Origin of the sequence: Geodermatophilus sp. Leaf369 (assembly GCF_001424455.1) — a bacterium.
Lineage (GTDB): Bacteria > Actinomycetota > Actinomycetes > Mycobacteriales > Geodermatophilaceae > Klenkia.
Genome location: NZ_LMQA01000001.1, coordinates 1310623 through 1333649, shown reverse-complemented (window position 1 = coordinate 1333649; position 23027 = coordinate 1310623). Strand labels below are relative to the sequence as shown.

Genomic DNA, 23027 nt, shown 5'->3' with positions numbered 1-23027 from the left:
ACAGGTCCGTGCGTGTCGGCCCCCCGGCCTACGCTCGACCGCGTGTCCGTCCCCGCCGCCCCGACCCGCACCGAACCGCCGGCACCCCCGCGGCGGGCCGCCCGGGCCGCCCGCCTGGGTGTGTCCCCGTACGACCCGGGCGAGACGTCGCTGGGCCGCACCCGGAGGGCCCGTCGGATGGCCCGCGAGCTGGCGGTGATCCACCCCGACGCGCACTGCGAGCTGGACTTCACCACCCCGTTGGAGCTGCTGGTCGCCACCGTGCTGTCCGCCCAGACCACCGACCGCACGGTCAACACGGTCACCCCGACGCTGTTCGCCCGGTACCGCACGGCCGCCGACTACGCCGGGGCCGATCGCGAGGAGCTGGAGACCATCCTCAAGCCGACCGGCTTCTACCGGGCCAAGGCGAACTCGGTGCTGGGCCTGGGGCGGGCGCTCGTGGAGCAGTTCGACGGCGAGGTGCCCGGCCGGCTGGCCGACCTGGTGACGCTGCCCGGGGTCGGCCGCAAGACCGCGAACGTGGTGCTCGGCGATGCCTTCGGGGTCCCCGGTCTCACGGTGGACACCCACTTCGGCCGGCTGGTGCGCCGGTTCGGCTGGACCGCCGAGGAGGACCCGGTGAAGGTCGAGACCGGGGTCGCCGTGCTGGTGCCGAAGAAGGAGTGGACCGACTTCTCCCACCGGGTGATCTTCCACGGGCGCCGGGTCTGCCACGCCAAGAAGCCGGCCTGCGGCGCCTGCGGGCTGGCCCGCTGGTGTCCGTCCTACGGCACGGGGCCGATGGACCCCGAGACCGCGGGAAAGCTCGTGAAGAGCCCGGCCGCCTCGGACACGCTGTGAGGCGCCTGGCCGTCGGCCTGGTCGCCGCGCTGGGCCTGCTCTCCGGCTGCACGGGTGGGTCGGACGACGGTGCGACCGCACCCACCACGGCCGACCCCGGCATCCAGGCGGTGGACACCGCCCTGGAGCCCTGCCCCGAGCAGGACGGGCCGGACGTCACGACCGCCGACGCGCTCCCTCCGATGACCTTCGACTGCATCGGCGGCGGCACGCTGGACCTGGGCGTGGCGCCCGGGGTGCCCACGGTGGTCAACGTCTGGGGTTCCTGGTGCGGGCCGTGCCGCGAGGAGTTGCCGCTGGTGCAGGAGCTGGCCGACGCGGCCGGTGACCAGGTGCAGGTCCTCGGCATCGTCAGCCGCGACACCCTCACCGCCGCCGACTCCTTCGCCGCCGACGCCGGGGTGACGTTCCCCAACGCGTTCGACCAGCAGGCCGACCTCATGGCCGAGCAGGGCCTCCCCGGGGCGCCCTACACGTTCTTCCTCGCCGCCGACGGCACGCTGGCCTACACCCAGACCGGCCCGGTGGACTCGCTCGCTGAGTTCGAACAGCTCGTCTCCGACCACCTGGGCGTCACGCTGTGACCGAGCTGCTCGACCCCGATCTGACCGGCGTCCCCGAGCACGTCCGCCGGCTGGTCACCGGCGCGGCGGACCTCCCGCTGCGGCACCGGCGCGCCGACGCCACCGACAGCGCCCGCCGGTCGGCGGTGCTGATCCTCTTCGGCCACGGCCCGGCCGGGCCCGACGTGCTGCTGATCGAGAAGTCCGACCGGCTGCGCACCCACGCGGGCCAGCCGGCGTTCCCCGGCGGCGGCGTCGACCCCGGCGACGACTACCCGGTGGGGACGGCGCTGCGCGAGGCGCACGAGGAGGTCGGGGTGGACCCGGCCGACGTCCGGGTGCTGGCCACGCTGCCCGAGCTGTTCCTGGGGCCCTCGGACAACCTCGTCGTCCCGGTCGTGGGGTGGTGGGACGACCCCCGCGAGACGGTGACCGGCGACCCGTTCGAGGTCGCCCAGGTCGCCCGGGTGCCCCTGGCGGCGCTGGTCGACCCGGTGAACCGCTTCCGGGTGCGGCACCCGTCGGGCTACGTCGGGCCGGCCTTCGCCGTGGCCGGGATGGTCGTGTGGGGCTTCACCGCCGGCGTGCTCGACGCCGTCCTCACCGCCTGCGGGCTCGAGCGGCCCTGGGACGCGACCGACGTGCGGCCGCTCGCCGCCGAGCAGGAGCGGGTGCGCGGGGCGCACGCGCAGGTCACCGAGGAGCCCGCCGACCGCGCCGCGCCGACGGTCGCCGAGGCCCCCGGACGCACAGGTGCGCCGCGTACGGTCCGACGGCGATGACTGCTTCCCCGCGCTCCGCCCGCGCCGTGCTCGTGGCGCTGCTGCTCGCCCTCGGCCTGCTCGCCGGCTGCACCAACGAGACCCCGGCGACCCCGGACGCGACCCGCACCCCCGACGCCGGGGTCGGGGTCGTGACCACCGACGAGGCGGGCGTCCAGGAGATCACCCTGGAGACCGGCGACGACTACGTCTTCACCCCGAACACCTTCACCGTGGCCCCGGGGGTGGTGCGGCTGACCGTGACCAACACCGCCACCCAGCTGACCCACAACTTCCTCTTCACCGAGGGAGCTGGCGTGGAGGACATCAGCGAGCAGATCCCGCTCCTGGCCCCCGGCGACAGCCAGACGATCGAGTTCACCGTGACGACGCCGGGCGACCACCCCTTCGAGTGCAGCTTCCACACCGCTCTGGGCCAGGTCGGCACGATGACCGTCAGCGGCTGATCCCGCCGCCGTGTCCTTCGTCGACCTCGCGCTCATCGCGCTGGCCCTGCTGTTCGCGCTGTCGGGGTTCCGGCAGGGGCTGATCGTCTCGGCGGCGTCCTTCGTCGGGTTCTTCGGCGGGGCCGTGGCCGGTGCGCAGTTGTCGGGTCCGGTGGCCGACCAGGTCTCCGGGTCCAGCCTGGCCCGGGTGTTCGTGGCGCTGGTCGTCGTCCTCGCCGGGGCCCTGCTGGGCCAGCTGGTGTTCGGCGCGGTCGGGCGGGCCATCCGCAGGAAGGTCACCTGGGAACCGGCCAAGGTCGTCGACTCGGTGGCCGGGGCGTTCATCTCCGCCGTCGCCGTGCTGCTGGTCGCCTGGATGGTGGCCACCCCGCTGGCCAACTCGGCGTTCCCGGCGGTGGCCAGCCAGGTGCGCCAGTCGACGCTGGTGCAGGCCGTCGACCAGGGTGTGCCCGACGGCGTCCGGTCCCTCTACGACTCCCTGCGGGAGGCGATCGACCGCCGCGGCCTGCCCGACGTGCTCGACCCGCTCACCCCCACCCAGGTGCGCGACGTGCCCGCCCCCGACCAGGGCCTGCTCGCCAGCCCGGTGGTCACCCAGGTCCGCGGGTCGGTCGTCCAGATCAGCGGCATCGCCTCCTCCTGCTCCCGGCAGATCGACGGCTCGGGCTTCGTCTACGCCGACGAGCGGGTGATGACCAACGCCCACGTGCTGGCCGGCGTCACCTCGCCCACGGTCAACGCCGAGGGCGAGAGCTACGACGCGGTCCCGGTGTTCGTCGACGAGGAGACCGACGTCGCCGTGCTGGCCGTGCCCGGCCTGCCCCAGGTGCCGTTGACCTTCGCCGCGCAGCCGGCCGACTCCGGCGCCGACGCGATCATCATGGGCTACCCCGGTGGCGGCGGCCTCTACGTCGGCCCCGCCCGGGTGCGCGACCGCGGCGACATCAGCGGCCCGGACTTCCGCGCCTCGCAGACCGTCGTCCGCGACGTCTACGCGCTCTTCGGCCAGGTGCGCGCCGGCAACTCCGGTGGCCCGCTGCTGGCCACCGACGGCACCGTGCTGGGCGTCGTCTTCGCCTCGGCCATCGACGACCCGGACACCGGCTACGCCCTCACCGGCGCCCAGGTCGCCGAGGCCGCCGCCGCGGGCAGCACCGCGCGCACCCCCGTCGACACCGGCCCCTGCGAGTGACGGACCCCTCGCCCCGGCGTTGATCAGCTCCGACGACCACCGTGCGTCCTCCTCCACCGACATCGGCGGCTGAGGACGCACGCTGGTGGAGGAGGACGGGCGGGTCAGGCCGCGGCCGAGCTGGACGAGCCCGGGTCGGCGGTCCACGGCCGTGCTCGGGGCTCCCGGCGCACTCCGCCTCGCCACTGCTCGATGCGCACGCCGGGCGGGAGCACCAGCGGCTGGGTCAGGAGGCTGCGCAGTCGGTCGACCTTGGGAGCGAGACCTCGTCCCAGGTCCGGCTGGGCGAAGCGGACGCCGACCAGGCCGAGGTCCACGAGCGCGTCGTGCCGGCGCTTCTCCTCCCAGGCGACGTCCGCTGCTGACCGGCCCCGCCACGGGTCGGTCCACTTCACCCGGCCGTCGCACTCGCCGAACGCGGGCGTGCCCTCCCACCACATGTCCAGGACCGCCAGCAGCCGGTCGTGCTGGAGGACGGCGGCCTGCAGGACCGGCTCGGGGAGGCCGGCCGCGACCAGGTCGAGCCGGGTCCTGGTCTCCAGGGGGGAGTGGGCGCCGACGCGGGCCAGCCCGACCGCGCCCGCGGAGCTGCCCACCCCGACCCAGTGCGTCTGCTCGAGGACGCCGTCCACCAGGTCCTGCAGCGTGATCCGACCGTCGGCGAGAGCGTCGTCCAGGGCGGTCACGGTGTCGACGACGTCCCACTCGCGGCCCAGGTCGAGCAGGGTGCGCCGGACGCTGGTGAGTCGGAGTGGATCGCGGGTCCTGACGTCCCCGGTGGGCAGGCGCGCGGCGAGCACGCGGTAGCCGCGGCCGAGTCGGAAGCGCTCGGGATCGGTCAGGGTGACCCGGGTGTCGGCGTCCCGGGGGAGTACGAGGTCGTGCAGGCGGCCGGCCGTCGCGTGGCTCAGGACCGTGCTCGGACGGCCCAGTCGGGCCAGCACGGCGGCAGCAGCCAGCCAGTGCGGGCTCCCGGCGTCCGTGTGCCGACGTCGCACGTGATCGGTCGTGTAGACGCCGAAGCGCACGCCGTGCCACGCGCCCGACCGGACGAGGGCGGCGATGGAGTGGCGGGTGTGCCCGACGGCCACGGCGTCGGCGGTGGTGAAGACGCCTCCGCGTCGGAGCATCGCGGCCAGCAGCTGGGGGTGCATGTCGGCAGCGTGGCGTTCCGCACGGCACCGTGGAGGTTCACGTCGAGGTCTGGGGACGGGCCCCTCGGATGTGGACGGCGGTCAGCCGGCCCGGGCGGGAGTGGGGTAGCCGCGCGTCGTCCTCAGCCACCATCGTGCACCCTCCGCCGGCGACGTCGGTGGAGGAGGACGCACGGTGGTCGTCGGAGCTGATCGAAGCCGGGGGGAGGGGGGTCAGCGGGCCCAGGCGGCGATGGCGGCGCTGACCTCGTCGGGGGTCTCCTCGTGGGGGAAGTGGCCGATGCCGGGGAGCTCGCGCCACTCGTAGGCCCCGGCGACGTAGCGGCCGGACCCGTGGGCGGTGGCGGGCAGGATGCAGCGGTCGAGGGCGCCGTGCAGCTGCAGGGTGGGGGCGGTGACCGGGGCGGCCATCCGGCGGGCGTAGCGCAGACCGTCCGGACGCAGCTGGGAGCGGAACGCCCAGCGGTGGAACTCCATCGCGCCGTAGGCGGCCTGCGGGATCCGGGCGGCCTGCCGGTAGCGCTCCACGGCCTCGGCGAAGTCGGTGGTGTGCACCCACTCGGGGCCGGCCCAGCGGCGCAGCAGCTCGGCGACCGGGTCGTCGTCGTCCCGGGTCAGGCGGCGCTCGGGCAGTCGGGGCAGCTGGTAGCGCAGGGCGTACCGCGAGGCACGGCGCTGGGCGCCTGAGGCCATCGCCGAGCGGAGCTCGCGGGGGTGTGCGGAGGACACGACGACCAGCCCGCGGACCGTGCGGGGGTGCAGCGCGGCCATCGTCCAGCCCAGCAGCCCGCCCCAGTCGTGCCCGACGACGACGGCGTCGGACTCACCCAGCGCCCGGACGACGGCGGCCACGTCGGCGGACAGCGTGGGCAGGTCGTAGCCACGCGGGGGCTTGTCGCTGCCGCCGTAGCCGCGCAGGTCGACCGCGACGGCCCGGAACCCGGCGTCGGCCAGGGCCACCAGCTGGTGCCGCCAGGCCCACCAGAACTGCGGGTACCCGTGCAGCAGCAGGACCAGCGGGCCCTCTCCGGCCTCGGCGGCGTGCAACCGGACCCCGTTGGCGGAGATGTCACGGTGCCGCCAGGGCCCGGGCAGGAGCACGCTGGTCGCGTCGGGGGCGCCGTCCGGGACCCGCGGGGCCCCGGCGTCGGTCACCGGTCAGCCCAGGCGGGAGTGCGGGTCCTGCCGGGCGAACTGCCCGTCGCGCACCACGGGCAGGTCGCGCTGACGCTGGCCGGGGAGCTCGCGGCGCATGACGTCGGGCAGGTCCTTCAGCGTCTCGATCGTGCGCTCGGGCTTGCGCATCTTCTTGGTGAGCTTGACGCCGACCATGATCGCGAGCGCGGCGAAGAGCACCAGGGCGCCGAAGACGATGAAGTAGGAGACGAAGCGGGGCAGCCCCAGCCAGGTGATCAGCTCGGCCAGCCCGATGAACAGGAAGATCGAGGCGAAGGCCAGCATCACGGCGCCGGCCGCGATGAGCCCCCCGCCGATGCCGACCTTCTTCACCGACGAGCCGACCTCGGCCTTGGCCAGCTCGATCTCGCTGCGGATCAGGGTGGAGACGTCGGCCATGGCGCTCTGCGCGAGAGAGCCGATGGAGGGCTCCTGCGGGCCGGCCGGCTCTCCGGACAGTCGGGTCGTCGGCGCGCTGTGGGCCACGGGGTCCTCCTCGAGTACTGCGGGTGCTGCCGTGGGTCGGCCCCGGTCTGGTCATGATCGTGCCTCATCGGCCAGTGCGCCGCGCGCCCCGAGCCGCGGGGTCACCCCTGATGGAGTGCCAGGGACGCGAAAACCGCGCCCTGGCACTCCATCCGCGGGTCAGTCCTCCGTCGAGCTCGGCATCTTGGAGCCGATGAGCTCCATGACCGAGGAGTCGGTGAGCGTCGAGACGTCACCGAGCTCGCGGTTCTCGGCCACGTCGCGCAGCAGGCGGCGCATGATCTTGCCCGAGCGGGTCTTGGGCAGCTCGGCCACGACCATGATCTGCCGCGGCGAGGCGATCGGGCCGATCTCCTTGCGGACGTGCTGACGCAGGGTCTTCACCAGGTCCTCACCGGAGTCGGTGGCGTCCCCGCGCAGGATCACGAAGGCCACGATGCCTTGGCCGGTCTGCGGGTCGGTCGCCCCGACGACGGCGGCCTCGGCGACTGTCGGGTGGCTGACCAGGGCCGACTCGACCTCGGTGGTGGAGATGCGGTGCCCGGACACGTTCATCACGTCGTCCACCCGGCCGAGCAGCCAGATGTCGCCGTCCTCGTCGAGCTTGGCGCCGTCCCCGGCGAAGTAGACGTTGTTCCCGTAGCGCGACCAGTAGGTCTCCACGTAGCGCTCGTCGGAGCCCCAGATCGTGCGCAGCATCGCGGGCCACGGCTCGGTGAGCACCAGGTAGCCGGTGGCGCCGGGCTCGATCGGCTTGCCCTCCTCGTCGACCACGGCGGCCGAGATGCCGGGGATCGCGCGCTGCGCGGAGCCGGGCTTGGTGGCCACGACGCCGGGCATCGGGGCGATCATGTGCGCGCCGGTCTCGGTCTGCCACCAGGTGTCGACCACCGTCGCCGTCCCGCCGCCGACGTTCTTGCGGTACCAGAGCCACGCCTCGGGGTTGATCGGCTCACCGACCGAGCCGAGCACCCGCAGGGTGGACAGGTCGAAGGGCTCGAGCTCCTCGGCGCCCCACTTCATGAAGGTGCGGACGACGGTCGGGGCGGCGTAGAGGATCGAGACGCCGTACTCCTGCACGATCTCCCACCAGCGGCCGCGGTGCGGGGTCTCCGGGGTGCCCTCGTACATCACGGAGGTGGCGCCGTTGGAGAGTGGGCCGTAGACGATGTAGGAGTGGCCGGTCACCCAGGCCACGTCCGCGGCGCACCAGAAGACGTCGGTGTCGGCCTTGAGGTCGAAGGTCGCCCAGTGCGTCCAGGACACCTGGGTGAGGTAGCCGCCGGAGGTGTGCAGGATGCCCTTGGGCTTCGCCGTCGTCCCGGACGTGTACATGATGTAGAGCGGGTGCTCGGCGTCGAAGGCCTGCGCCGCGTGCTCGGTGGACTGGCCGTCGACGAGGTCGTGCCACCACTGGTCGCGGCCCTCGGTCCACTCCACGTCCTGCTCGGTGCGCTTGACCACCAGCACGTGCTCGACGCCGGCGACCTTGGTCAGGGCCTCGTCGACCGCGGGCTTGAGCGCCGAGGGCGCTCCCCGGCGGAAGCCGCCGTCGGCGGTGACGACGACCTTCGCGCCGGCGTCCTCGATGCGGGAGGCCAGGGCGTCGGGGGAGAAGCCGCCGAACACGACCATGTGGACGGCGCCGATGCGGGCGCAGGCCAGCATGGTGATCACGGCCTCGGGGATCATCGGCAGGTAGACCGCGACCCGGTCGCCGGGCTGCACGCCGAGCGCGGTGAGTGCGTTGGCGGCCTTCGAGACCTCGTCCTTGAGCTGGGCGTAGGTGATGGTGCGGGTGTCTCCGGGCTCACCGACCCAGTGGTAGGCCACCTTGTCGCCGTTGCCGGCGGTGACGTGCCGGTCGACGCAGTTGACCGCGACGTTGAGCTCGCCGCCGGTGAACCACTTCGCGAAGGGCGGGTTCGTCCAGTCCAGGACCTCCTCCCAGGGCGTCGACCACTCCAGGCGGCCGGCGGCGTCGGCCCAGAAGCCCAGCCGGTCCTCGGCGGCGCGGTCGTAGTCGGCCTGGGTGACGTTCGCGTGCTCGGCCAGCGCGGTGGGCGGGTCGAACACGCCGCTGGCCGGGATCTCGCTGGACAGGCCCTGGGTCTCGGTCTCGCTCACGGCGTCTCCTCGGGTCTCCGGCGTCGCGCGAGGGACCGGCGACGCTGCCTGGGGTCCGACCCTAGGGCGCCGGGGCGCCGACCGGCAGGTCGGCGGTCAGACTGGGCCGGTGACCCTGCCCGACGACGCCCAGACGGCCGTCGCGGCCCGGTTCCCCGGCGCCGCCACCCTCGGGCTGCTGGTGCCCCCTGGCTCGCGGCCGCTGGCCGGGACGGCGTTGGCCGACGTCGCGTGGACCACCGAGCACCTGGAGCTCCAGGCGGTGACCGGCCGGACCGCGGACCGGCGGGTGCTGGCCACGCTCTGGTGGTACTCGGCGTCCCTGGTGCTGCTGGGTCCGGCGCTGGCCGGGCTGGTGGCCGGCCGGGCGTTGTCGGCGCGGCTGGAGGACACCACGCTGCACGTGGTCGGGGACCTGCCGTGGGCGGCCACCGCGACGGCGGCCACCGGGGACGTGGTGGTGGAGCTGCGTGACTCCCTGGCCGCGGTCGTGGCCACCGTGGCCGAGGCCGGCGGCCTGCGGGAGGCGCCGCTGCGGGCGATCGCCACGGACGCGCTGGCCAACAAGCTGCTCGCGCTGGGCCGGTCCCGGCGGGACGTCGGCGCGGTCACCGCCCTGGCCGGGCCGCTGGCCCGGGAGGCGGGTCTGCCCGCCCCGAGGTTCGTCGAGGCGGGCGGCCGGCGGTTCACCCGGCGGGCGTCGTGCTGTCAGATCTGGCGGGTGCCGCACGAGGTGCTGTGCACGTCCTGCCCGCGCCGGGACGCCGCCGAGCGGCAGGTCCTGCTGGAGGACACCGCCGCCCGGATGGGGTGACCGGTCAGGGCTGGGTCTGGTCGGTGGGGCGCACGAGCACCTCGTTGACGGCGACCGCGGCCGGCTGGGTGACCACGTAGAGGATCGCCCGGGCGACGTCCTCGGCCTGCAGCGAGCGCATCGACGCGTAGTTCTCCTTCGACGTCTTCCGGGCCTGCTCGTTGGTGATCTGGTCGTTGAGCTCGGTGTCCACGGCGCCGGGCTCGACCAGGGAGATCCGCACGCCCTGGGCGGTGACCTCCTGGCGGAGGGACTCGGAGAAGGCGTTGACCGCCCACTTGCTGGCGTTGTAGACCCCGGCACCGGACCGGGCGACCCGCCCGGCGACGCTGCTGATGTTCACCACGTCGCCCGAGCCCTGGGCGACCAGGCCCTCGATCGCGGCGTGGGTGACGTACATGGTGCCCAGCACGTTGGTGGTGATCATCCGGCGCCAGTCCTCGGTGTCGGCCGACACGATCGGGCCCAGCAGCATGAGGCCGGCGGAGTTGACGACGACGTCGAGCCCACCGAGCTCGTCGCGGGTGCGCGCGACGGCGGCCGCGCAGGCCGCCTCGTCGGTGACGTCGAGGTCGACGGTGAGCACGGTGGCGCCCTCGGCGCGCAGCTCTCGGGCGAGGGCCTCGAGCCGGTCGGCACGACGGGCGCCGATGGCCACGGACGCCCCGGCGGCGGCCAGCGCGCGGGCCGTGGCCTCGCCGATGCCGGAGGAGGCGCCGGTGACCAGGGCGACCTTCCCGTCGAGGGGGGTGGTGGGGTCGGGCATGTCGAGCTCCTCGCGAAGTAGGTCGTGTACGACCTAACTGCCCGCGGCGCCCGGCTTCCATGCCTCGGTGGGCCGGACGAGCTCGCGGTAGGCGCCGGCGTAGGCCTTCAGGTCGGCGGCGACCCGGGCCGCCTCGTCGCCGATGCCGAGCGCGGCCGGCAGGGCGGTCGAGGCCCGGACGGCGGCGGTCACGTCGGCGACCACGGCGAGGTGGGCGCGGGCGGCCTCGTGGAGCTCGGTGGAGTGGTCGGAGGCCGTGGTGGTGACCAGGCGCAGGGCGCGGGACAGTGCAAAGCCCTCGTCGGCCAGCCGGGGGAGCACGGTGGGGACCTCGCCCAGGTGGGCTCCGGCCCGGCGGGCGACGGCCACCTCACGCTGGAGGGTCACCGACGCCGCGGTCACCCGGGCGGCCAGGACGCCGGCGGTTCGGTCGACCCGGGCGGGGTGTCGGGCGACCCCGACGGCGAGGGTGGCGTAGCCGCCCAGCTCGCCGGCCCGGCGCACCGTGCTGCTGGACCGCAGCGCCCGGACGGCGCGGCGGGTGCCCACCACGGTGCCGGTGACGACGGTGCCGGCCACGAGCAGCATCAGCAGGACCAGGAGCAGCACGGGTTCCACGGGACCTCCACAGGCCGGGCGGACGGACCCGCCGGTCCTCCCCGACGGTAGCCGACGCCGAACGCCCGGGACCGATCCGTCACGAGTCCCGGAGTTGTCCGTCACCCGCGGACACAGCTGTCGTTGTCCGGTCAGCCGGGGCCTGCTGCGGGCCCCTCCGCCCGTCCCGACCAACGGAGGTCGCCGCCGTGCCCCAGTCCCACCCCTCGTCCCGCACCGGACGGCGGCTGCTCACCACCGGCCTGCTGTCCGCCGTCGTCGTGCTGGGCACCCCGGCGATCGCGTCGGCCGCACCCGCGCTGCCCAGCCTGCCGAGCCTGCCGCTGCCCGGCCTGCCGCTGCCCACGGGAACGGCGACCCCGTCCCCGACGGTCTCGCCCGCCGTCCCCACGTCCGGCGCGGGTCTGCCCTCGCTCCCCGGCGCGGGCGCGCTCCCCGACCCGCTGGAGTCCGTCTCCGCCGGCGCTGCCTGCGTGGACGGCCTGGCCACCGGCATCCAGATGTCGGTCACCGACATCGTGGGCGGTCTGGCCGGCCTCGGCGGGCTGCTCGCCGGCCTGCCCGGCGGCGACCTGGTCCCGGTGCCGGGGACGTCGAGCACCTCGGCGGCGACCACCATCCCGCTGAGCATCGACGACCTGCGGGACCTCCTCGGTCCCGAGCGGCTGGCCGAGCTGCTGGCCGGTGGGCAGGAGGACGTGACCGCCCAGATCGAGGTCGTGATCGGCGGGGTGACCAGCCTGGTCCCCGTCGTCCTGGACTTCGTCTCCTGCCTGGCCGCGCTGGTCCCGACCGCCGCCCCGGCCGCGCCGACCACCACCGCGCCGGTCGCCCCGGCCGCACCGACCACCACGGCCCCGGCCCCGACGAGCGCCCCGGCCGCCGTCCAGCCGGTCGCCTACCCCGGCTACGCCCCCACCGGTGGCGCCCCGGGCGAGGAGAGCCACGCCCCGCTCGCGCTGGCCGGGCTGGGCGTGCTGAGCGCCGCGGGTGCGTCCGCGCTGTGGCTGCGGGGCCGTCGTGGCGTCACCGGCTGAGGACGGCGGCTCGACCTCGGGCCTGGCCGTCCTCGTCGTCCTGCTGACCCTGGTCGGCGGTGGGTTCTTCTACGGCTACGACGAGGTGACCGATCCGGCCGCCGACGCAGCGGTCGCGTCCACCCCGATCGTCCCGGCCTCGCTCAGCGTGCCGGCGATCGGCGTGGAGGCACCGGTGGAGTCCCGGGGCACCGTGGAGTACGAGAACCCGTTCACTGGGCAGCCGGTCACCGGTTACGGCGTGCCGGAGAGCATGGCCACCACGTCCTGGTGGTCCGACGGCCCGCAGCCCGGGTCCGGGCAGATGGCCGTGGTCCTGGGCCACGACGTGCCCGGGGACGAGGCCGGCGTGTTCGACGGGCTGGCCGACCTGGAGCCCGGGGACGCCGTCGTCCTCACCGATGCCGCCGGCACCCAGCTGCAGCTCCAGGTGATCCAGGACCCGCTGACCGGCCTCGACAAGGCCACCTCGGACCTCTCCGACGCCCTCAACGGCCACCCCGAGGGTGCCGACGTCGCCCTGGTCACCTGCGGCGGGGAGTACGACTCCTCGGCCGGTGCCAGCGAGGAGAACGTGGTGGTGTTCGCGTCCGTCGTCTGACGGACACCCACCCGCTCCTGCCCTGGTGTTGATCATGGGTTCGTTGCCGGTGGACACGCCGCACGTCGGCGCGCCCCCGGCAACAACCCCATGATCAACACCAGGGGGAGGGGAGGGGGGGAGGGGGGGGAAGAGGAGGTCAGGCGCCGAGGGCGACGACGTCGCCGACCACCCAGACGGCCGGCGGGCGGACGGCCTCGTCGGTGAGGGTCTGCCCCAGGTCAGCCAGTGTCGTGCGGAGCAGCCGCTGGGTGGGGCTGGCGCCGTCCACGACGACGGCGACCGGGGTGTCCGCGGCCCGGCCGTGCTCGACCAGGGACGCCGCGATGGCCGGTGCGGTGTCGACGCCCATGAGCACCACGAGGGTGCCGCGCAGCCGGCCCAGCGAGGGCCAGTCGACCAACGAGGCGGGGTGCCCGGGCGGGACGTGCCCGGAGACGACGACGAACTCGTGGGTCATCCCGCGGTGGGTGACCGGGATGCCGGCCAGCCCCGGGACGCCGATCGCGCTGGTCACCCCCGGCACGACCTCGACCGGGACACCGGCGGCCGCGCAGGCCTCGAGCTCCTCCCAGCCGCGGCCGAAGACGAACGGGTCGCCGCCCTTGAGCCGCACCACCCGCCTGCCGGCCAGCGCGTGCTCGACGAGCAGGGCGTTGATCTGCTCCTGGGCCATCGACCGGCCGCGGGGCAGCTTGGAGGCGTCGATGACCTCCACGTGCGCGGGCAGCGAGGACAGCAGCGACTGCGGGGCGAGGTGGTCGGCGAGCACGACGTCGGCGGTGGCCAGGGCCTGCCGGCCGCGGACGGTGACCAGGCCGGGGTCGCCGGGGCCGCCGCCGACCAGCACGACGCTGCCGCGGCCGTCGGCGGGGCGGGCGACGGTGTCGGCGATGGTGCCGTCGGTCAGGCCGGCCAGCACCGCGTCCCGGACGCCGACGGCCCGCTGCGGGTCGCCGCCGCCGTGCACGCCGACGACGAGGTCGCCCTGCCGGCCGACCGCGGGGGTCCAGGCGCTGGACTGCGAGCGGTCGTCGGCGCGGGCGCAGAACACCCGCATCCGGTCGGCCTCGGCGGTGACCGCGGCGTTGACCTCGGGGTCGTCGGTGGCGGCGACGGCGTACCAGGCGCCGTCCAGGTCTCCGTCGGCGTAGGGCCGGGCGTGCCAGGTCAGCGACCCGGGCTGCACGAGCGCCTCCAGGGCCGGGGTGACCTCGGGGCTGACCAGGACGACGTCGGCGTGCGCCTCGAGCAGCCCGGCGACCCGCCGGTGCGCGACCTGGCCGCCACCGACGACGACGACGCGCCGGCCGGCCAGCCGCAGCCCGACGGGGTAGACGACGCCCAGGCGGGGGTCGACGGGGGTGGCCGACATCAGGCCTTCTCGGTGACGCCGGCGGAGTCGAACGTGGCCACGTCCTGCAGCGCCCGGGCGGCACTGGCGACCAGCGGGTACGCCAGCAGCGCGCCGGTGCCCTCGCCCAGCCGCAGGTCCAGGCCGAGCAGCGGGCGCAGGCCCAGCGCGCGCAGGGCGTACGCGTGCCCGGGCTCGGCGGAGACGTGTCCGGCCAGCGCGTGCTCCACCGCCGTCGGGCACAGCGCGGCCGCGACCAGGGCGGCCGAGCCCGCGATGACACCGTCCAGCAGCACCGGCACCCGGGCGGCGGCCGCGCCCAGGACGAACCCGGCCAGCGCGGCGTGCTCGAGCCCGCCGACCTCGGCGAGCACGGTGAGCGGGTCGGCGTCGGCGTCCAGCCGGGTCAGGGCGCGGGTGACGACGTCGACCTTGCGGTCCAGCGTGGCGTCGTCGACCCCGGTGCCGCGGCCGGTGGCCTGGGCGGGGGTCGCGTCGGTGAACGCGCAGACCAGCGCGGCCGACGCGGTGGTGTTGGTGATGCCCATGTCGCCGGTGACCAGGCAGCCGTGGTCGGCGGCGAGCTCGGTGGCCACCGCGATGCCCACCTCGACGGCCCGGCGGGCCTCGTCCCGGGTCATCGCCGGGCCGACGGCGAGGTCGGCGGTGCCGCGGCGCACGTTGCGGTCCAGGAACCCCGGGGACGGCGCGGTGGGGGAGGCCACCCCGACGTCCACGACGACGACGTCGGCGCCCAACTGCGCGGCGAAGGCGTTGACCACGGCGCCGCCGGCGGCGAAGTTGGCCACCATCTGCGCGGTCACCTCCTGCGGCCAGGGGGTGACGCCCTGGGCGTGCACGCCGTGGTCACCGGCGAAGACGGCCACCGCGACCGGGGTGGGCAGCGGTGCGGGGCACACCCCGGCGGTGCCGGCCAGCTGGGCGGCGACGTCCTCGAGCACGCCCAGGGAGCCCGGGGGCTTGGTCATCCGGTCCAGGCGCTCGCGGGCGGCCCGCTCGGCGGCGGGGTCCCGGGGCGTGATCGCGGCGATCGTCTCGTCGAGCAGGCTCATGGTGACTCCAGGATCGCAGTGAGGGCGGCGGCGAAGGCAGCCGAGGTGTCGGGGTCGCGCACGGCGACCCGCAGGTGGTCGGGGGCCAGGCCCGGGAAGGTGTCGCCGCGGCGCACGGCCCAGCCGCGCCCGCGCAGCTCCCGGCGCACCCGGTCGGCCTCGGGGACGCCGAGCAGCACGTAGGAGGAGCGGGGCTCCCCGACCACGGTGACCCCCGGCGGGAGGAGGGCGAGCAGGGCGGCCCGGTGCGCCGTCAGCTCGACGGCGACCGCCTCGGCCTCGGCCCGGGCGCGCTCGGAGGTGCAGGCGACCAGCGCAGCGAGCGCGGGCGTGGAGACCGGCCAGTGCGGCTGCGCGGCGGCCAGCGTCGCGACCAGGTCGGGCGGGCCCAGGGCGTAGCCGACCCGCAGCCCGGCCAGCCCCCAGGTCTTGGTGAGGCTGCGGACGACGAGCAGCCCGGGCAGGTCCCGCCTGCCGGCCAGCGACCCCGGCTCCCCGGGCACGGTGTCGGCGAACGCCTCGTCGACCACGGTCACCCGGCCCGGGCGGCACAGCGCGGCGCCCGCGTCGGCGGGGTGCAGCACCGAGGTCGGGTTGGTCGGGTTGCCCAGCACGACGAGGTCGGCGGCGTCGTCGGGGGCGGTGAGCGCGTAGGACGGCGGCGCGAGCAGGTGCCGGTGCACCGCGTGGCCGGCGGCCCGCAGTGCGGCCTCGGGCTCGGTGAAGGAGGGGTGCACGACGACGGCGTGCCGCGGGGCGAGCGCCCGGGCCAGCAGGGTGAAGGTCTCCGCGGCGCCGGCGGTGAGCAGCACCTCGTCCTCGGGGCGCCCGTGCGCGGCGGCGACCGCGGCGCGGGCGGCGTCCTGCGACGGGTAGGCGGCGCTGTCCTCGACCGCGGCGTGCAGCACCGCGCGCAGCCAGGCCGGCGGGGCCCCGGCGCGGACGTTGACGGCGAGGTCGACCAGGCCCGGGGTGGCCTCGGCGTCCCCGTGGTGGTGCAGGTCGGTCACCGGAGCACGACCGCCACGGTGACCCGGCCGTGCACCGTGCGGGGGACGACGAGCTCGCCCCCGCCGACCAGTGCGGCCGCCTCGGCGACGCTCTCGGTGCCGACGGCGGCCCGCACCCGTGCCGAGGTGGTGGGGGTGGAGACGCCGTCCAGCTCGGTCGCGGCGTGCGCGGACAGCGTCCAACCGCGCAGCGCGACGGCGTCCCGCAGCCCTGGCTCGGCCGCCCGCCGGTCGAGCGTGGCCACCAGGTCGACCGGCCCGCCGACGGCGTCGACGGCGGCCAGCACCTCCTGGGCGCTCACCCCGCGGCGCGCCCCGATCCCGACGACCCTCACCGCCCCGCACCCCCCGACGAAGGAGGCTCTGCACCCCCGGACGAGCTGATCAGGGGGTGCAGAGCTTCCTTCGTCAGGGGGCCCAGGGCGGCGAGGAGGGCGGCGGTGTCGCGGGGGAGGACGCCCTCGGGCAGCAGGCCCAGCTCGCGGAGGCGGGCGCCGACGGTGAGGGTCCAGGGGCGGTCGAGGCGGGCGCGGGCGAGCAGGTCGTCGTCCCCGAGCACGACCTCGGGGCGGCCCTGCACGACCCGGCCGTCCACGACGACGGCGACCTCGTCGGCCCAGCCCAGCGCCAGGTCGACGTCGTGGGTGCTCATCACCACCGTGGAGCCGGACCCCTGCAGCCGGGAGAGCGCGGCCAGTGCCTCGGTGACGGCGGAGGGGTCCAGGCCGGCGGTGGGCTCGTCGAGCAGCAGCACGCAGGGCCGCATCGCGACCGCGCCGGCGATGGCGACCCGCTTGCGCTCGCCGAAGGACAGCTGGTGGGTGGGCCGGGCGGCCAGGCCGGTGACGGCGAGCAGCTCCAGGGCCTCGGCGACCCGGGCGCGCACCTCGTCGTCGGTGAGGCCCAGGTTGAGCGGGCCGAAGGACACGTCCTGGGCGACCGAGGCGCTGAACAGCTGGTCGTCGGGGTCCTGCAGCACGAGCTGGACCTCCTGGCGGTGCGCCTTGAGCCCGGCGCGGCTGTACCGCACGGGCGCCCCGTCGACGACGACCTGCCCGGAGGTGGGTTCCAGCGCCCCGGACAGGCAGCGCAGCAGCGTGGTCTTGCCCGATCCGTTGGCGCCCAGCAGGGCGAGCCGGCGGCCCTCGGGGATCGTCAGCGAGGCGCCGTCGAGCACCCGTCGGCCCCGGGTGTAGCCGACGACCAGGTCGAGGGCGGCGAGCTGCTGGTGGCTCACGCGAGCACCAGCGTGGTCGCGACCAGCGCGGCGAGGCCGAGGACGGTGGCGGTCAGGAACAGCCGGGACGACGGGAGGACCTCGGGCAGCACCCGCAGGTCGGTCTCCATCCCGCGGCCGGCCAGGCCCTCCTGCAGCCGCCGGGCCCGGTCCCAGGAGCGGGTGAGGACGGCGGCGGTCAGCATGCCGGCGGAGCGGTAGGAGCGGCGGAACCCGGTCCAGCCCATCCGGGCGGTCTGCGCCTCGCGGATGGTGCGCAGCGACTCCAGCAGCACGAACAGCAGCCGGTAGGTCACCGACGCGACCTCGACGACGGCGCCGGGCACCCGGGCCCGGCGCAACGCGGGCAGCAGGTCCGACACCGGTGTGGTGGTGGCCAGCAGCATCACCGCGGCACCGCCGGCCAGGGCGTGCCCGACCAGCCCGCCGCCGACGGCCAGCGCGTCCGGCGCCCAGCCGATCCCGTCGCCGGACACCGATACGACCGCCGTCACCGCCCCGATGGTCACGAACACCAACGGCAGCCGGACGGCGCGGCCGAACACCCGGGCGGGCACCCGGGCCGGGCCGAGCGCGAGGACGACGGCGGCCACCCCGACCAGCACCGAGCCCGGCCAGACCGGCAGCACCAGGGCACACAACACCAGCCCGAGGGAGAGCAGCACCTTGTCGCCGACCGCGCGCGGACGCCAGGCCGAGGCCCAGGCCGCGTCGTCGATGGCGAGACCGGTCACGGGGTGACGTCGTCCTTCGCGGTGGCCTCGCGCTGCGCCCGGCGGCCACGGAGGCGACCGAGCACGTAGCCCAGCACCCCGCCGCCGATGGCGGCCTGCAGCGCGAACAGGCCGGACTCGACCTCGGAGGAGCCGGGGGAGAAGACGTGGTCGAACCACGGCACGTAGTCGGGGTTGGACGCCTCGATGGCCTCGGTGGCCAGGCTGTCGGTGCCCGCGTAGTCGCTGGGGGCGCCGAAGAGCAGCGGCAGCGCGAACAGCGCCACCACCCCGAGCACCAGCGCGAGGGTGACCCAGTGCCGGCGGCTCATCGGGTGGCCTCCTCGGTGGGCTGGGGCTTCAGGACACCGAGGCGTTCCAGCTCGGGGCGGGCGTTGACCGTCAGCACCCGGAACAGCAGCACGCCGAGCAGGCCCTCGGCGATGGCCAGCGGCACCTGGGTGACGGCGAAGACGCCGAGGAACTTGACCGCGGCACCGAGGAAGCCGGTGGAGGCGTCGGGGAAGGCCAGCGCCAGCTGCAGCGAGGTGGTCACGTAGGTCGCCAGGTCGGCGATGGCCATGCCGGCGAACACCCCGACCAGCAGCTGCCCGGACGCCTTGCGGGCCAGCCGGTAGGCCCCGTACCCCGCCCACGGTCCGACGATGGCCATGGAGAACGCGTTGGCGCCCAGCGTGGTGAGCCCGCCGTGGGCCAGCAGCAGCGCCTGGAAGAGCAGCACCACGGTGCCGAGCAGGGCCATCACCGGTGGCCGGAAGAGGATCGCGCCCAGCCCGGTGCCGGTGGGGTGCGAGGAGGAGCCGGTGACCGAGGGCAGCTTGATCGCGCTGAGCACGAAGGTGAACGCCCCGGCCGCACCGAGCAGCAGGGTGGACTCGGGGTTCTCCCGGACCTCCTTGACCACCGCCCGCGCACCGTGGACGACGAAGGGCGCCGCGGCGATGGTCCAGCCGATCGCGTGGACGGGGGGCAGGAAACCCTCAGCGATGTGCACGGGCCACCTCCTGGACGCGGGCCGCCGCAGCGACGAAGCGGGTGGCCATGGTCGGTGACCCGGCCCAGTTCAGGTGCAGGTAGGAGGCGTGCACGGCGCCCTGCACGAACCCCTCGGGCCCGTCGGCGTTCCACTGCCAGGCGGGGGTGGCACCCGCGCCGGGGTCGGTGCGGGTGCGGTGGAACTCGTGCCCGCGCACCCGGGTGCCGGCCGGGGCCAGCACGCTGTCGGTCAGCGCGACCGCCGAGCGGTACCCCAGGGTGAGCCGGGGGTGCATCGCGGCGCCGGCGTCCAGGACGCCGCACATCGGTTCGCCGTCCAGCTCGCGGGCCAGGTACAGCAGCCCGGCGCACTCCGCGGCGATCGGGGCGCCCCGGTCGGCGAGCGCGGAGATCGCCGTCCGCAGCCCGACGTTGGCCGCCAGCGCCGAGGCGTGCACCTCGGGGAAGCCGCCGCCGACCACGAGGCCGCAGGTGCCCGGGGGCAGGTCGGCGTCCCGGAGCGGGTCGACGGTGACCACCTCGGCACCGGCGGCCGCCAACAGCTCGGCGGTCTCGGCGTAGCCGAAGGTGAACGCGGGTCCACCGGCCACGGCCACCACCGGACGGCCCTCGGCGCGGGTGACCTCGGCGGCCGGGTCCCACGGGTCGGCGTGCAGGTCGGGGGCGGTGCGGGCCAGCCGGAGGACGGCGTCGAGGTCGACGCTGGACTCCACCACGGCACCCAGCGCGCGCACGGTGTTGATCGCCTCGGCCGACCGCTCGGCGGCGGGCACCAGGCCCAGGTGCCGGGACGGCGTCTGGAGCGCCTCGATCCGGCGGACCGCCCCGAGCACCGGCACCCCGGCCGAGCCGAGGGCCTCGCGCAGGATCGCCTCGTGCCGGTCGGAACCGACCCGGTTGAGCACCACCCCGCCGAGCCGGACGGTCGGGTCGAAGGTGGCGAACCCGTGCACGACGGCGGCGACGCTGCGGGCCTGCGCGGAGGCGTCGACCACCAGCACGACCGGGGCCTGCAGCTGGGCGGCGACCTGTGCGGTCGACCCGTAGCCGGGCTCCACCGAGGGGTGGCTGGCGCCGTCGAACAGGCCCATCACGCCCTCGACGACGGCCACGTCGGCCGGGGTCGGGTGGGTCGCACCGCGCAGGAACAGCGGGACGATCCGGTCCTCGCCGACCAGCCAGTTGTCCAGGTTGCGACCCGGGCGGCCGGCGGCCAGGCCGTGGTAGCCGGGGTCGATGTAGTCCGGGCCCACCTTGTGCGGGGAGACGGTCAGCCCGCGGGCGGTGAAGGCGGCGATGAGGCCGGTGGCGATCGACGTCTTGCCCGAGGACGAGGACGGCGCGCCCAGGACGATCCGCGGGACGGTGGTCACCACTCGATCCCCCGCTGGCCCTTCTGCCCGGCGTCCATCGGGTGCTTGACCTTGGTCATCTCCACGACCAGGTCGGCGGCCTCGACGAGCGCCGGGTGCGCGGTGCGCCCGGTGATCACGACGTGCTGGTTCCCGGGGCGCGCGCGCATCGTCTCGACCACGTCCTCGACGTCCACCCAGCCCCACTTCATCGGGTAGGTGAACTCGTCGAGCACGTAGAACCGGTGCGCCTCGGCGGCCAGGTCGCGCTTGATCTGAGCCCAGCCCTCGGCGGCGTCGGCGGCGTGGTCGGTCTCCTCGCCGTGCTTGCGCGACCACGACCAGCCCGAGCCCATCTTGTGCCAGACGACCGGCCCACCCTCACCGGTCTCGGTGTGCAGCCGGCCCAGGGTGGTCAGCACGTTCTCCTCGCCGACCTTCCACTTGGCGCTCTTGACGAACTGGTAGACCGCGATCGACCAGCCCTGGTTCCAGGCGCGCATCGCCATCCCGAAGGCGGCGGTGGACTTGCCCTTCATCTCCCCGGTGTGCACGGCGAGCAGCGGCCGGTTGCGGCGCTGGCGGGTGGTGAGCCCGTCGACCGGCACGGCGGTGACCTGTCCCTGGGGCATCAGGCAGCGTCCTTCACGGTGCGGACGAGCTGTTCGGCGCCGAGCTCGTCGAGGCGGAGCGTGCGGGCACCCAGGTGCGCGCCCAGGTCGCCGGCCAGGCCGAGCCGGACGTGCCCGGCCTCGCAGTCCACGACCACGCCCGCGGTCCCCGCGGCACGCAGCAGGCCGGCGGCCCGGCGGGCCTCGCCGAGGTGGTCGACCCCGCGGGCGCCGGTGGCCCGGCCGTCGGTGACCAGCACCAGCAGCGGACGGCGCCGGGGGTCACGGACGGCCTCCACGCGCAGCGTCTCGTGCGCCCGCAGCAGCCCGGCGGCGACCGGCGAACGGCCGCCGGTCGGCAGGCCGGTCAGCCGGGCCGCGGCGGCCTCGACCGACCAGGTCGGCGGCAGGGCGAGCTCGGCGCCGGAGCCCCGGAAGGTCACCAGGCCGACCTTGTCCCGCCGCTGGTAGGCGTCCACGAGCAGGGAGAGGACGGCGCCCTTGACCGCGGCCATCCGGTCGGCGGAGCCCATCGAGCCCGAGGCGTCGACGACGAAGAGCACCAGGTTGCCCTCGCGGCCCTCCAGCGTCGCCTGCCGCAGGTCCTCCTTCTGCAGCCGCAGACCCGGTCCGCTGCGGCCCCGCGCCCGCTGGTGCGGGGCCGCAGCGACCACGGTGTCGACCAGGTGCAGCCGGGTCACCGCGCCCTCGGGACGCCGGGAGCCGACCACGCGGCCGCGGTCGCTGCGCGCCTTGGACCGTCGTCCGGCCACGCCCTCGCCGATCCCGGGCACCTCGAGGCGGCGGGCGCGGAACGCCTCGCCCGGGTCGACGGCGGCCCGCTCGGGGGCCGGGACGGGCAGCGCGGTGTCCCCGTCGGTGTCGTCGGCCTCGCCCCGCGGGGGCACGGGATCCCCTGCGGACGGCGGGGCCTCCGTGCTGTCCGCATCGGATCCCGTGCCCTCGCGGCCGGGTGGGGTCTCCCCGGCGCTCTCGCCGGTCTCCTCGGGCCGGCCGCCGCCGTCGCCCTCGGGCGGCGTCGGGTCGTCCTCGGGCTCCTCGGGGCGGGCGTCGTCCAGGGCCTGCTCGAGGGTGTCGGGGTCCAGGCCGGGGGCGTCGAAGGGGTTGCGCCGGCGGCGGTGCGGCAGCGCGAGGCGGGCAGCCACCCGGACGTCGTCCTCGGTGACGGTCTCCCGGCCCGACCAGGCGGCGTGCGCGATGGCGGCGCGGGCGGTGACGATGTCGGCGCGCAGGCCGTCGACCTCGAAGGCGGCGCAGACGGCGGTGACCTGGCGCAGCGCGTCGTCACCGAGCACCACGCGGGGCAGCCGCTCGCGGGCCTCGGCGATCCGGTCGGCGAGCGCGGTCTCCTCGACGTCCCAGCGGGCGGAGAAGCCGGCGGGGTCGGCGTCGGCGGCGAACCGGCGGCGGACCACCTCGGCGCGCAGCTCGGGCTCGCGCGGGGCGGCGACCTCGACGGTCAGCCCGAAGCGGTCCAGCAGCTGGGGGCGGAGCTCGCCCTCCTCGGGGTTCATGGTGCCGACCAGCAGGAACCGGGCGGCGTGCTGCACCGAGACGCCCTCGCGCTCGACGTAGGCCCGGCCGAGCGCGGCGGCGTCCAGCAGCAGGTCGACCAGGTGGTCGTGCAGCAGGTTGACCTCGTCGACGTAGAGCACGCCGCGGTGCGCGGCCGCCAGCAGCCCGGGCTCGAAGGACTTCACGCCCTCGGTGAGCGCCCGCTCGATGTCCAGCGAGCCGACCAGCCGGTCCTCCGAGGCACCGACCGGGAGCTCGACCAGCCGGGCCGGGCGCTGCGGGGCGGGGGAGTCGGTGAGGTGCGGGCCGTCGGGGCAGTCCGGGTCCGGAGCGGCCGGGTCGCAGCCGAAGCGGCAGCCGGCGACGACCGCGACCGGCGGCAGCACGGCGGCCAGGGCGCGGACGGCGGTCGACTTCGCCGTCCCCTTCTCCCCACGCACGAGCACGCCGCCGACGGCGGGGGAGACGGCGTTGAGCAGCAGGGCCAGACGCATGTCGTCCATCCCGACGACAGCACTG

The 23027-nt window shown here is 75.7% G+C and carries 25 protein-coding genes; 8 read left to right on the top strand and 17 right to left on the bottom strand.

The annotated features are described in order from the left end of the window. Positions 1–42: 42 nt before the first annotated feature. Genes nth through ASG36_RS06645 form a run of 5 tightly spaced genes read left to right on the top strand, consistent with a single transcriptional unit; the run spans position 43 to position 3826 of the window. Positions 43–843: an endonuclease III gene (gene nth, locus ASG36_RS06665; protein ID WP_055761002.1), complete on the top strand. Its 801-nt coding sequence runs from the start codon at positions 43–45 to the stop codon at positions 841–843. Beyond that, positions 840–1427, top strand: a complete 588-nt coding sequence (locus tag ASG36_RS06660; RefSeq protein WP_055760999.1) for a TlpA disulfide reductase family protein — start codon at positions 840–842, stop codon at positions 1425–1427. The genes nth and ASG36_RS06660 overlap by 4 nt, the downstream gene beginning before the upstream one ends. Beyond that, positions 1424–2188 carry a CoA pyrophosphatase gene (locus ASG36_RS06655; RefSeq protein ID WP_235494650.1) on the top strand — a complete coding sequence of 255 codons (765 nt, stop codon included), beginning with the start codon at positions 1424–1426 and terminating at the stop codon, positions 2186–2188. The genes ASG36_RS06660 and ASG36_RS06655 overlap by 4 nt, the downstream gene beginning before the upstream one ends. Then, positions 2185–2634 carry a plastocyanin/azurin family copper-binding protein gene (locus tag ASG36_RS06650; RefSeq protein WP_055760996.1) on the top strand — a complete coding sequence of 150 codons (450 nt, stop codon included), beginning with the start codon at positions 2185–2187 and terminating at the stop codon, positions 2632–2634. The genes ASG36_RS06655 and ASG36_RS06650 overlap by 4 nt, the downstream gene beginning before the upstream one ends. A 10-nt stretch (positions 2635–2644) precedes the next feature. After that, positions 2645–3826: a MarP family serine protease gene (locus ASG36_RS06645; protein ID WP_055760992.1), complete on the top strand. Its 1182-nt coding sequence runs from the start codon at positions 2645–2647 to the stop codon at positions 3824–3826. Positions 3827–3930: 104 nt separating this feature from the next. Here ASG36_RS06645 and ASG36_RS06640 read toward each other — a convergent pair whose 3' ends face one another. The 4 genes from ASG36_RS06640 to acs all read right to left on the bottom strand — a co-directional run bounded on the left by ASG36_RS06640 (position 3931) and on the right by acs (position 8769). Then, positions 3931–4980 carry a type IV toxin-antitoxin system AbiEi family antitoxin domain-containing protein gene (locus tag ASG36_RS06640; RefSeq protein WP_055760988.1) on the bottom strand — a complete coding sequence of 350 codons (1050 nt, stop codon included), beginning with the start codon at positions 4978–4980 and terminating at the stop codon, positions 3931–3933. Positions 4981–5193: 213 nt separating this feature from the next. Continuing rightward, entirely contained in the window at positions 5194–6135 is a 942-nt protein-coding gene (locus ASG36_RS06635; RefSeq protein WP_055760985.1) for an alpha/beta fold hydrolase, read from the bottom strand. A 3-nt stretch (positions 6136–6138) separates the two neighbouring features. Next, on the bottom strand, positions 6139–6642 hold the full coding sequence (locus ASG36_RS06630; protein ID WP_055760982.1) for a phage holin family protein: 504 nt from the start codon (positions 6640–6642) through the stop codon (positions 6139–6141). Between the two features lie 159 nt (positions 6643–6801). Beyond that, a complete protein-coding gene (gene acs / locus ASG36_RS06625; protein ID WP_055760979.1) occupies positions 6802–8769 on the bottom strand; it encodes an acetate--CoA ligase in 1968 nt (655 codons plus the stop codon). A gap of 109 nt (positions 8770–8878) precedes the next feature. Here acs and ASG36_RS06620 point away from each other — a divergent pair, with 109 nt between their 5' ends. Continuing rightward, positions 8879–9583, top strand: a complete 705-nt coding sequence (locus ASG36_RS06620) for a (2Fe-2S)-binding protein (protein WP_235494648.1) — start codon at positions 8879–8881, stop codon at positions 9581–9583. Between the two features lie 4 nt (positions 9584–9587). On the opposite strand, the gene ASG36_RS06615 is transcribed toward ASG36_RS06620, so the two are convergent. Both ASG36_RS06615 and ASG36_RS06610 read right to left on the bottom strand, forming a co-directional pair. After that, complete coding sequence (locus ASG36_RS06615; RefSeq protein ID WP_055760977.1) at positions 9588–10349, bottom strand: SDR family NAD(P)-dependent oxidoreductase; 762 nt, start codon at positions 10347–10349, stop codon at positions 9588–9590. A 33-nt stretch (positions 10350–10382) separates the two neighbouring features. Beyond that, positions 10383–10967 carry a hypothetical protein gene (locus ASG36_RS06610; RefSeq protein WP_055760974.1) on the bottom strand — a complete coding sequence of 195 codons (585 nt, stop codon included), beginning with the start codon at positions 10965–10967 and terminating at the stop codon, positions 10383–10385. A 188-nt stretch (positions 10968–11155) separates the two neighbouring features. On the opposite strand from ASG36_RS06610, the gene ASG36_RS21805 reads away from it, so the two are divergent. Both ASG36_RS21805 and ASG36_RS06600 read left to right on the top strand, forming a co-directional pair. Further along, on the top strand, positions 11156–12004 hold the full coding sequence (locus ASG36_RS21805; protein ID WP_055760971.1) for a hypothetical protein: 849 nt from the start codon (positions 11156–11158) through the stop codon (positions 12002–12004). Beyond that, entirely contained in the window at positions 11988–12605 is a 618-nt protein-coding gene (locus ASG36_RS06600; protein WP_055760967.1) for a class F sortase, read from the top strand. Before ASG36_RS21805 ends, ASG36_RS06600 begins: the two co-directional genes overlap by 17 nt. Positions 12606–12744: 139 nt before the next feature. Here ASG36_RS06600 and cobA read toward each other — a convergent pair whose 3' ends face one another. The 11 genes from cobA to ASG36_RS06545 are packed head-to-tail and all read right to left on the bottom strand — an operon-like array spanning position 12745 to position 23011. Then, positions 12745–13980: a uroporphyrinogen-III C-methyltransferase gene (gene cobA / locus ASG36_RS06595; RefSeq protein ID WP_055760965.1), complete on the bottom strand. Its 1236-nt coding sequence runs from the start codon at positions 13978–13980 to the stop codon at positions 12745–12747. After that, entirely contained in the window at positions 13980–15032 is a 1053-nt protein-coding gene (gene cobT, locus ASG36_RS06590; RefSeq protein ID WP_055760963.1) for a nicotinate-nucleotide--dimethylbenzimidazole phosphoribosyltransferase, read from the bottom strand. The genes cobA and cobT overlap by 1 nt, the downstream gene beginning before the upstream one ends. Further along, complete coding sequence (cobC, locus tag ASG36_RS06585; protein ID WP_055760960.1) at positions 15029–16042, bottom strand: Rv2231c family pyridoxal phosphate-dependent protein CobC; 1014 nt, start codon at positions 16040–16042, stop codon at positions 15029–15031. Before cobC ends, cobT begins: the two co-directional genes overlap by 4 nt. Beyond that, on the bottom strand, positions 16039–16377 hold the full coding sequence (locus tag ASG36_RS06580) for a cobalamin biosynthesis protein (RefSeq protein ID WP_055760959.1): 339 nt from the start codon (positions 16375–16377) through the stop codon (positions 16039–16041). Before ASG36_RS06580 ends, cobC begins: the two co-directional genes overlap by 4 nt. After that, complete coding sequence (locus tag ASG36_RS06575) at positions 16374–17279, bottom strand: energy-coupling factor ABC transporter ATP-binding protein (protein ID WP_055760956.1); 906 nt, start codon at positions 17277–17279, stop codon at positions 16374–16376. Before ASG36_RS06575 ends, ASG36_RS06580 begins: the two co-directional genes overlap by 4 nt. Beyond that, positions 17276–18013, bottom strand: a complete 738-nt coding sequence (gene cbiQ / locus ASG36_RS06570) for a cobalt ECF transporter T component CbiQ (protein ID WP_055760953.1) — start codon at positions 18011–18013, stop codon at positions 17276–17278. Before cbiQ ends, ASG36_RS06575 begins: the two co-directional genes overlap by 4 nt. After that, positions 18010–18324: an energy-coupling factor ABC transporter substrate-binding protein gene (locus ASG36_RS06565; RefSeq protein WP_055760950.1), complete on the bottom strand. Its 315-nt coding sequence runs from the start codon at positions 18322–18324 to the stop codon at positions 18010–18012. The genes cbiQ and ASG36_RS06565 overlap by 4 nt, the downstream gene beginning before the upstream one ends. Then, the gene (locus tag ASG36_RS06560; RefSeq protein WP_055760945.1) at positions 18321–19007 is read right to left on the bottom strand and encodes an energy-coupling factor ABC transporter permease; all 687 of its coding nucleotides are present in this window, start codon (positions 19005–19007) and stop codon (positions 18321–18323) included. The genes ASG36_RS06565 and ASG36_RS06560 overlap by 4 nt, the downstream gene beginning before the upstream one ends. Then, complete coding sequence (locus tag ASG36_RS06555; protein ID WP_055762630.1) at positions 18994–20382, bottom strand: cobyrinate a,c-diamide synthase; 1389 nt, start codon at positions 20380–20382, stop codon at positions 18994–18996. The genes ASG36_RS06560 and ASG36_RS06555 overlap by 14 nt, the downstream gene beginning before the upstream one ends. Next, a complete protein-coding gene (gene cobO / locus ASG36_RS06550; protein WP_055760944.1) occupies positions 20379–20993 on the bottom strand; it encodes a cob(I)yrinic acid a,c-diamide adenosyltransferase in 615 nt (204 codons plus the stop codon). Before cobO ends, ASG36_RS06555 begins: the two co-directional genes overlap by 4 nt. Further along, a complete protein-coding gene (locus ASG36_RS06545; protein ID WP_055762627.1) occupies positions 20993–23011 on the bottom strand; it encodes a putative cobaltochelatase in 2019 nt (672 codons plus the stop codon). The genes cobO and ASG36_RS06545 overlap by 1 nt, the downstream gene beginning before the upstream one ends. Positions 23012–23027: the final 16 nt, after the last annotated feature.

Excerpts from the sequence above, each read along its gene's own strand:
- ASG36_RS06650 (WP_055760996.1), top strand. The coding sequence starts at position 2,185 with ATGACTGCTTCCCCGCGCTCCGCCCGCGCCGTGCTCGTGGCGCTGCTG.
- ASG36_RS06640 (WP_055760988.1), bottom strand. The coding sequence starts at position 4,980 with ATGCACCCCCAGCTGCTGGCCGCGATGCTCCGACGCGGAGGCGTCTTC.
- ASG36_RS06615 (WP_055760977.1), bottom strand. The coding sequence starts at position 10,349 with ATGCCCGACCCCACCACCCCCCTCGACGGGAAGGTCGCCCTGGTCACC.
- cobA (WP_055760965.1), bottom strand. The coding sequence starts at position 13,980 with ATGTCGGCCACCCCCGTCGACCCCCGCCTGGGCGTCGTCTACCCCGTC.
- cobT (WP_055760963.1), bottom strand. The coding sequence starts at position 15,032 with ATGAGCCTGCTCGACGAGACGATCGCCGCGATCACGCCCCGGGACCCC.
- ASG36_RS06565 (WP_055760950.1), bottom strand. The coding sequence starts at position 18,324 with ATGAGCCGCCGGCACTGGGTCACCCTCGCGCTGGTGCTCGGGGTGGTG.
- cobO (WP_055760944.1), bottom strand. The coding sequence starts at position 20,993 with ATGCCCCAGGGACAGGTCACCGCCGTGCCGGTCGACGGGCTCACCACC.
- ASG36_RS06545 (WP_055762627.1), bottom strand. The coding sequence starts at position 23,011 with ATGGACGACATGCGTCTGGCCCTGCTGCTCAACGCCGTCTCCCCCGCC.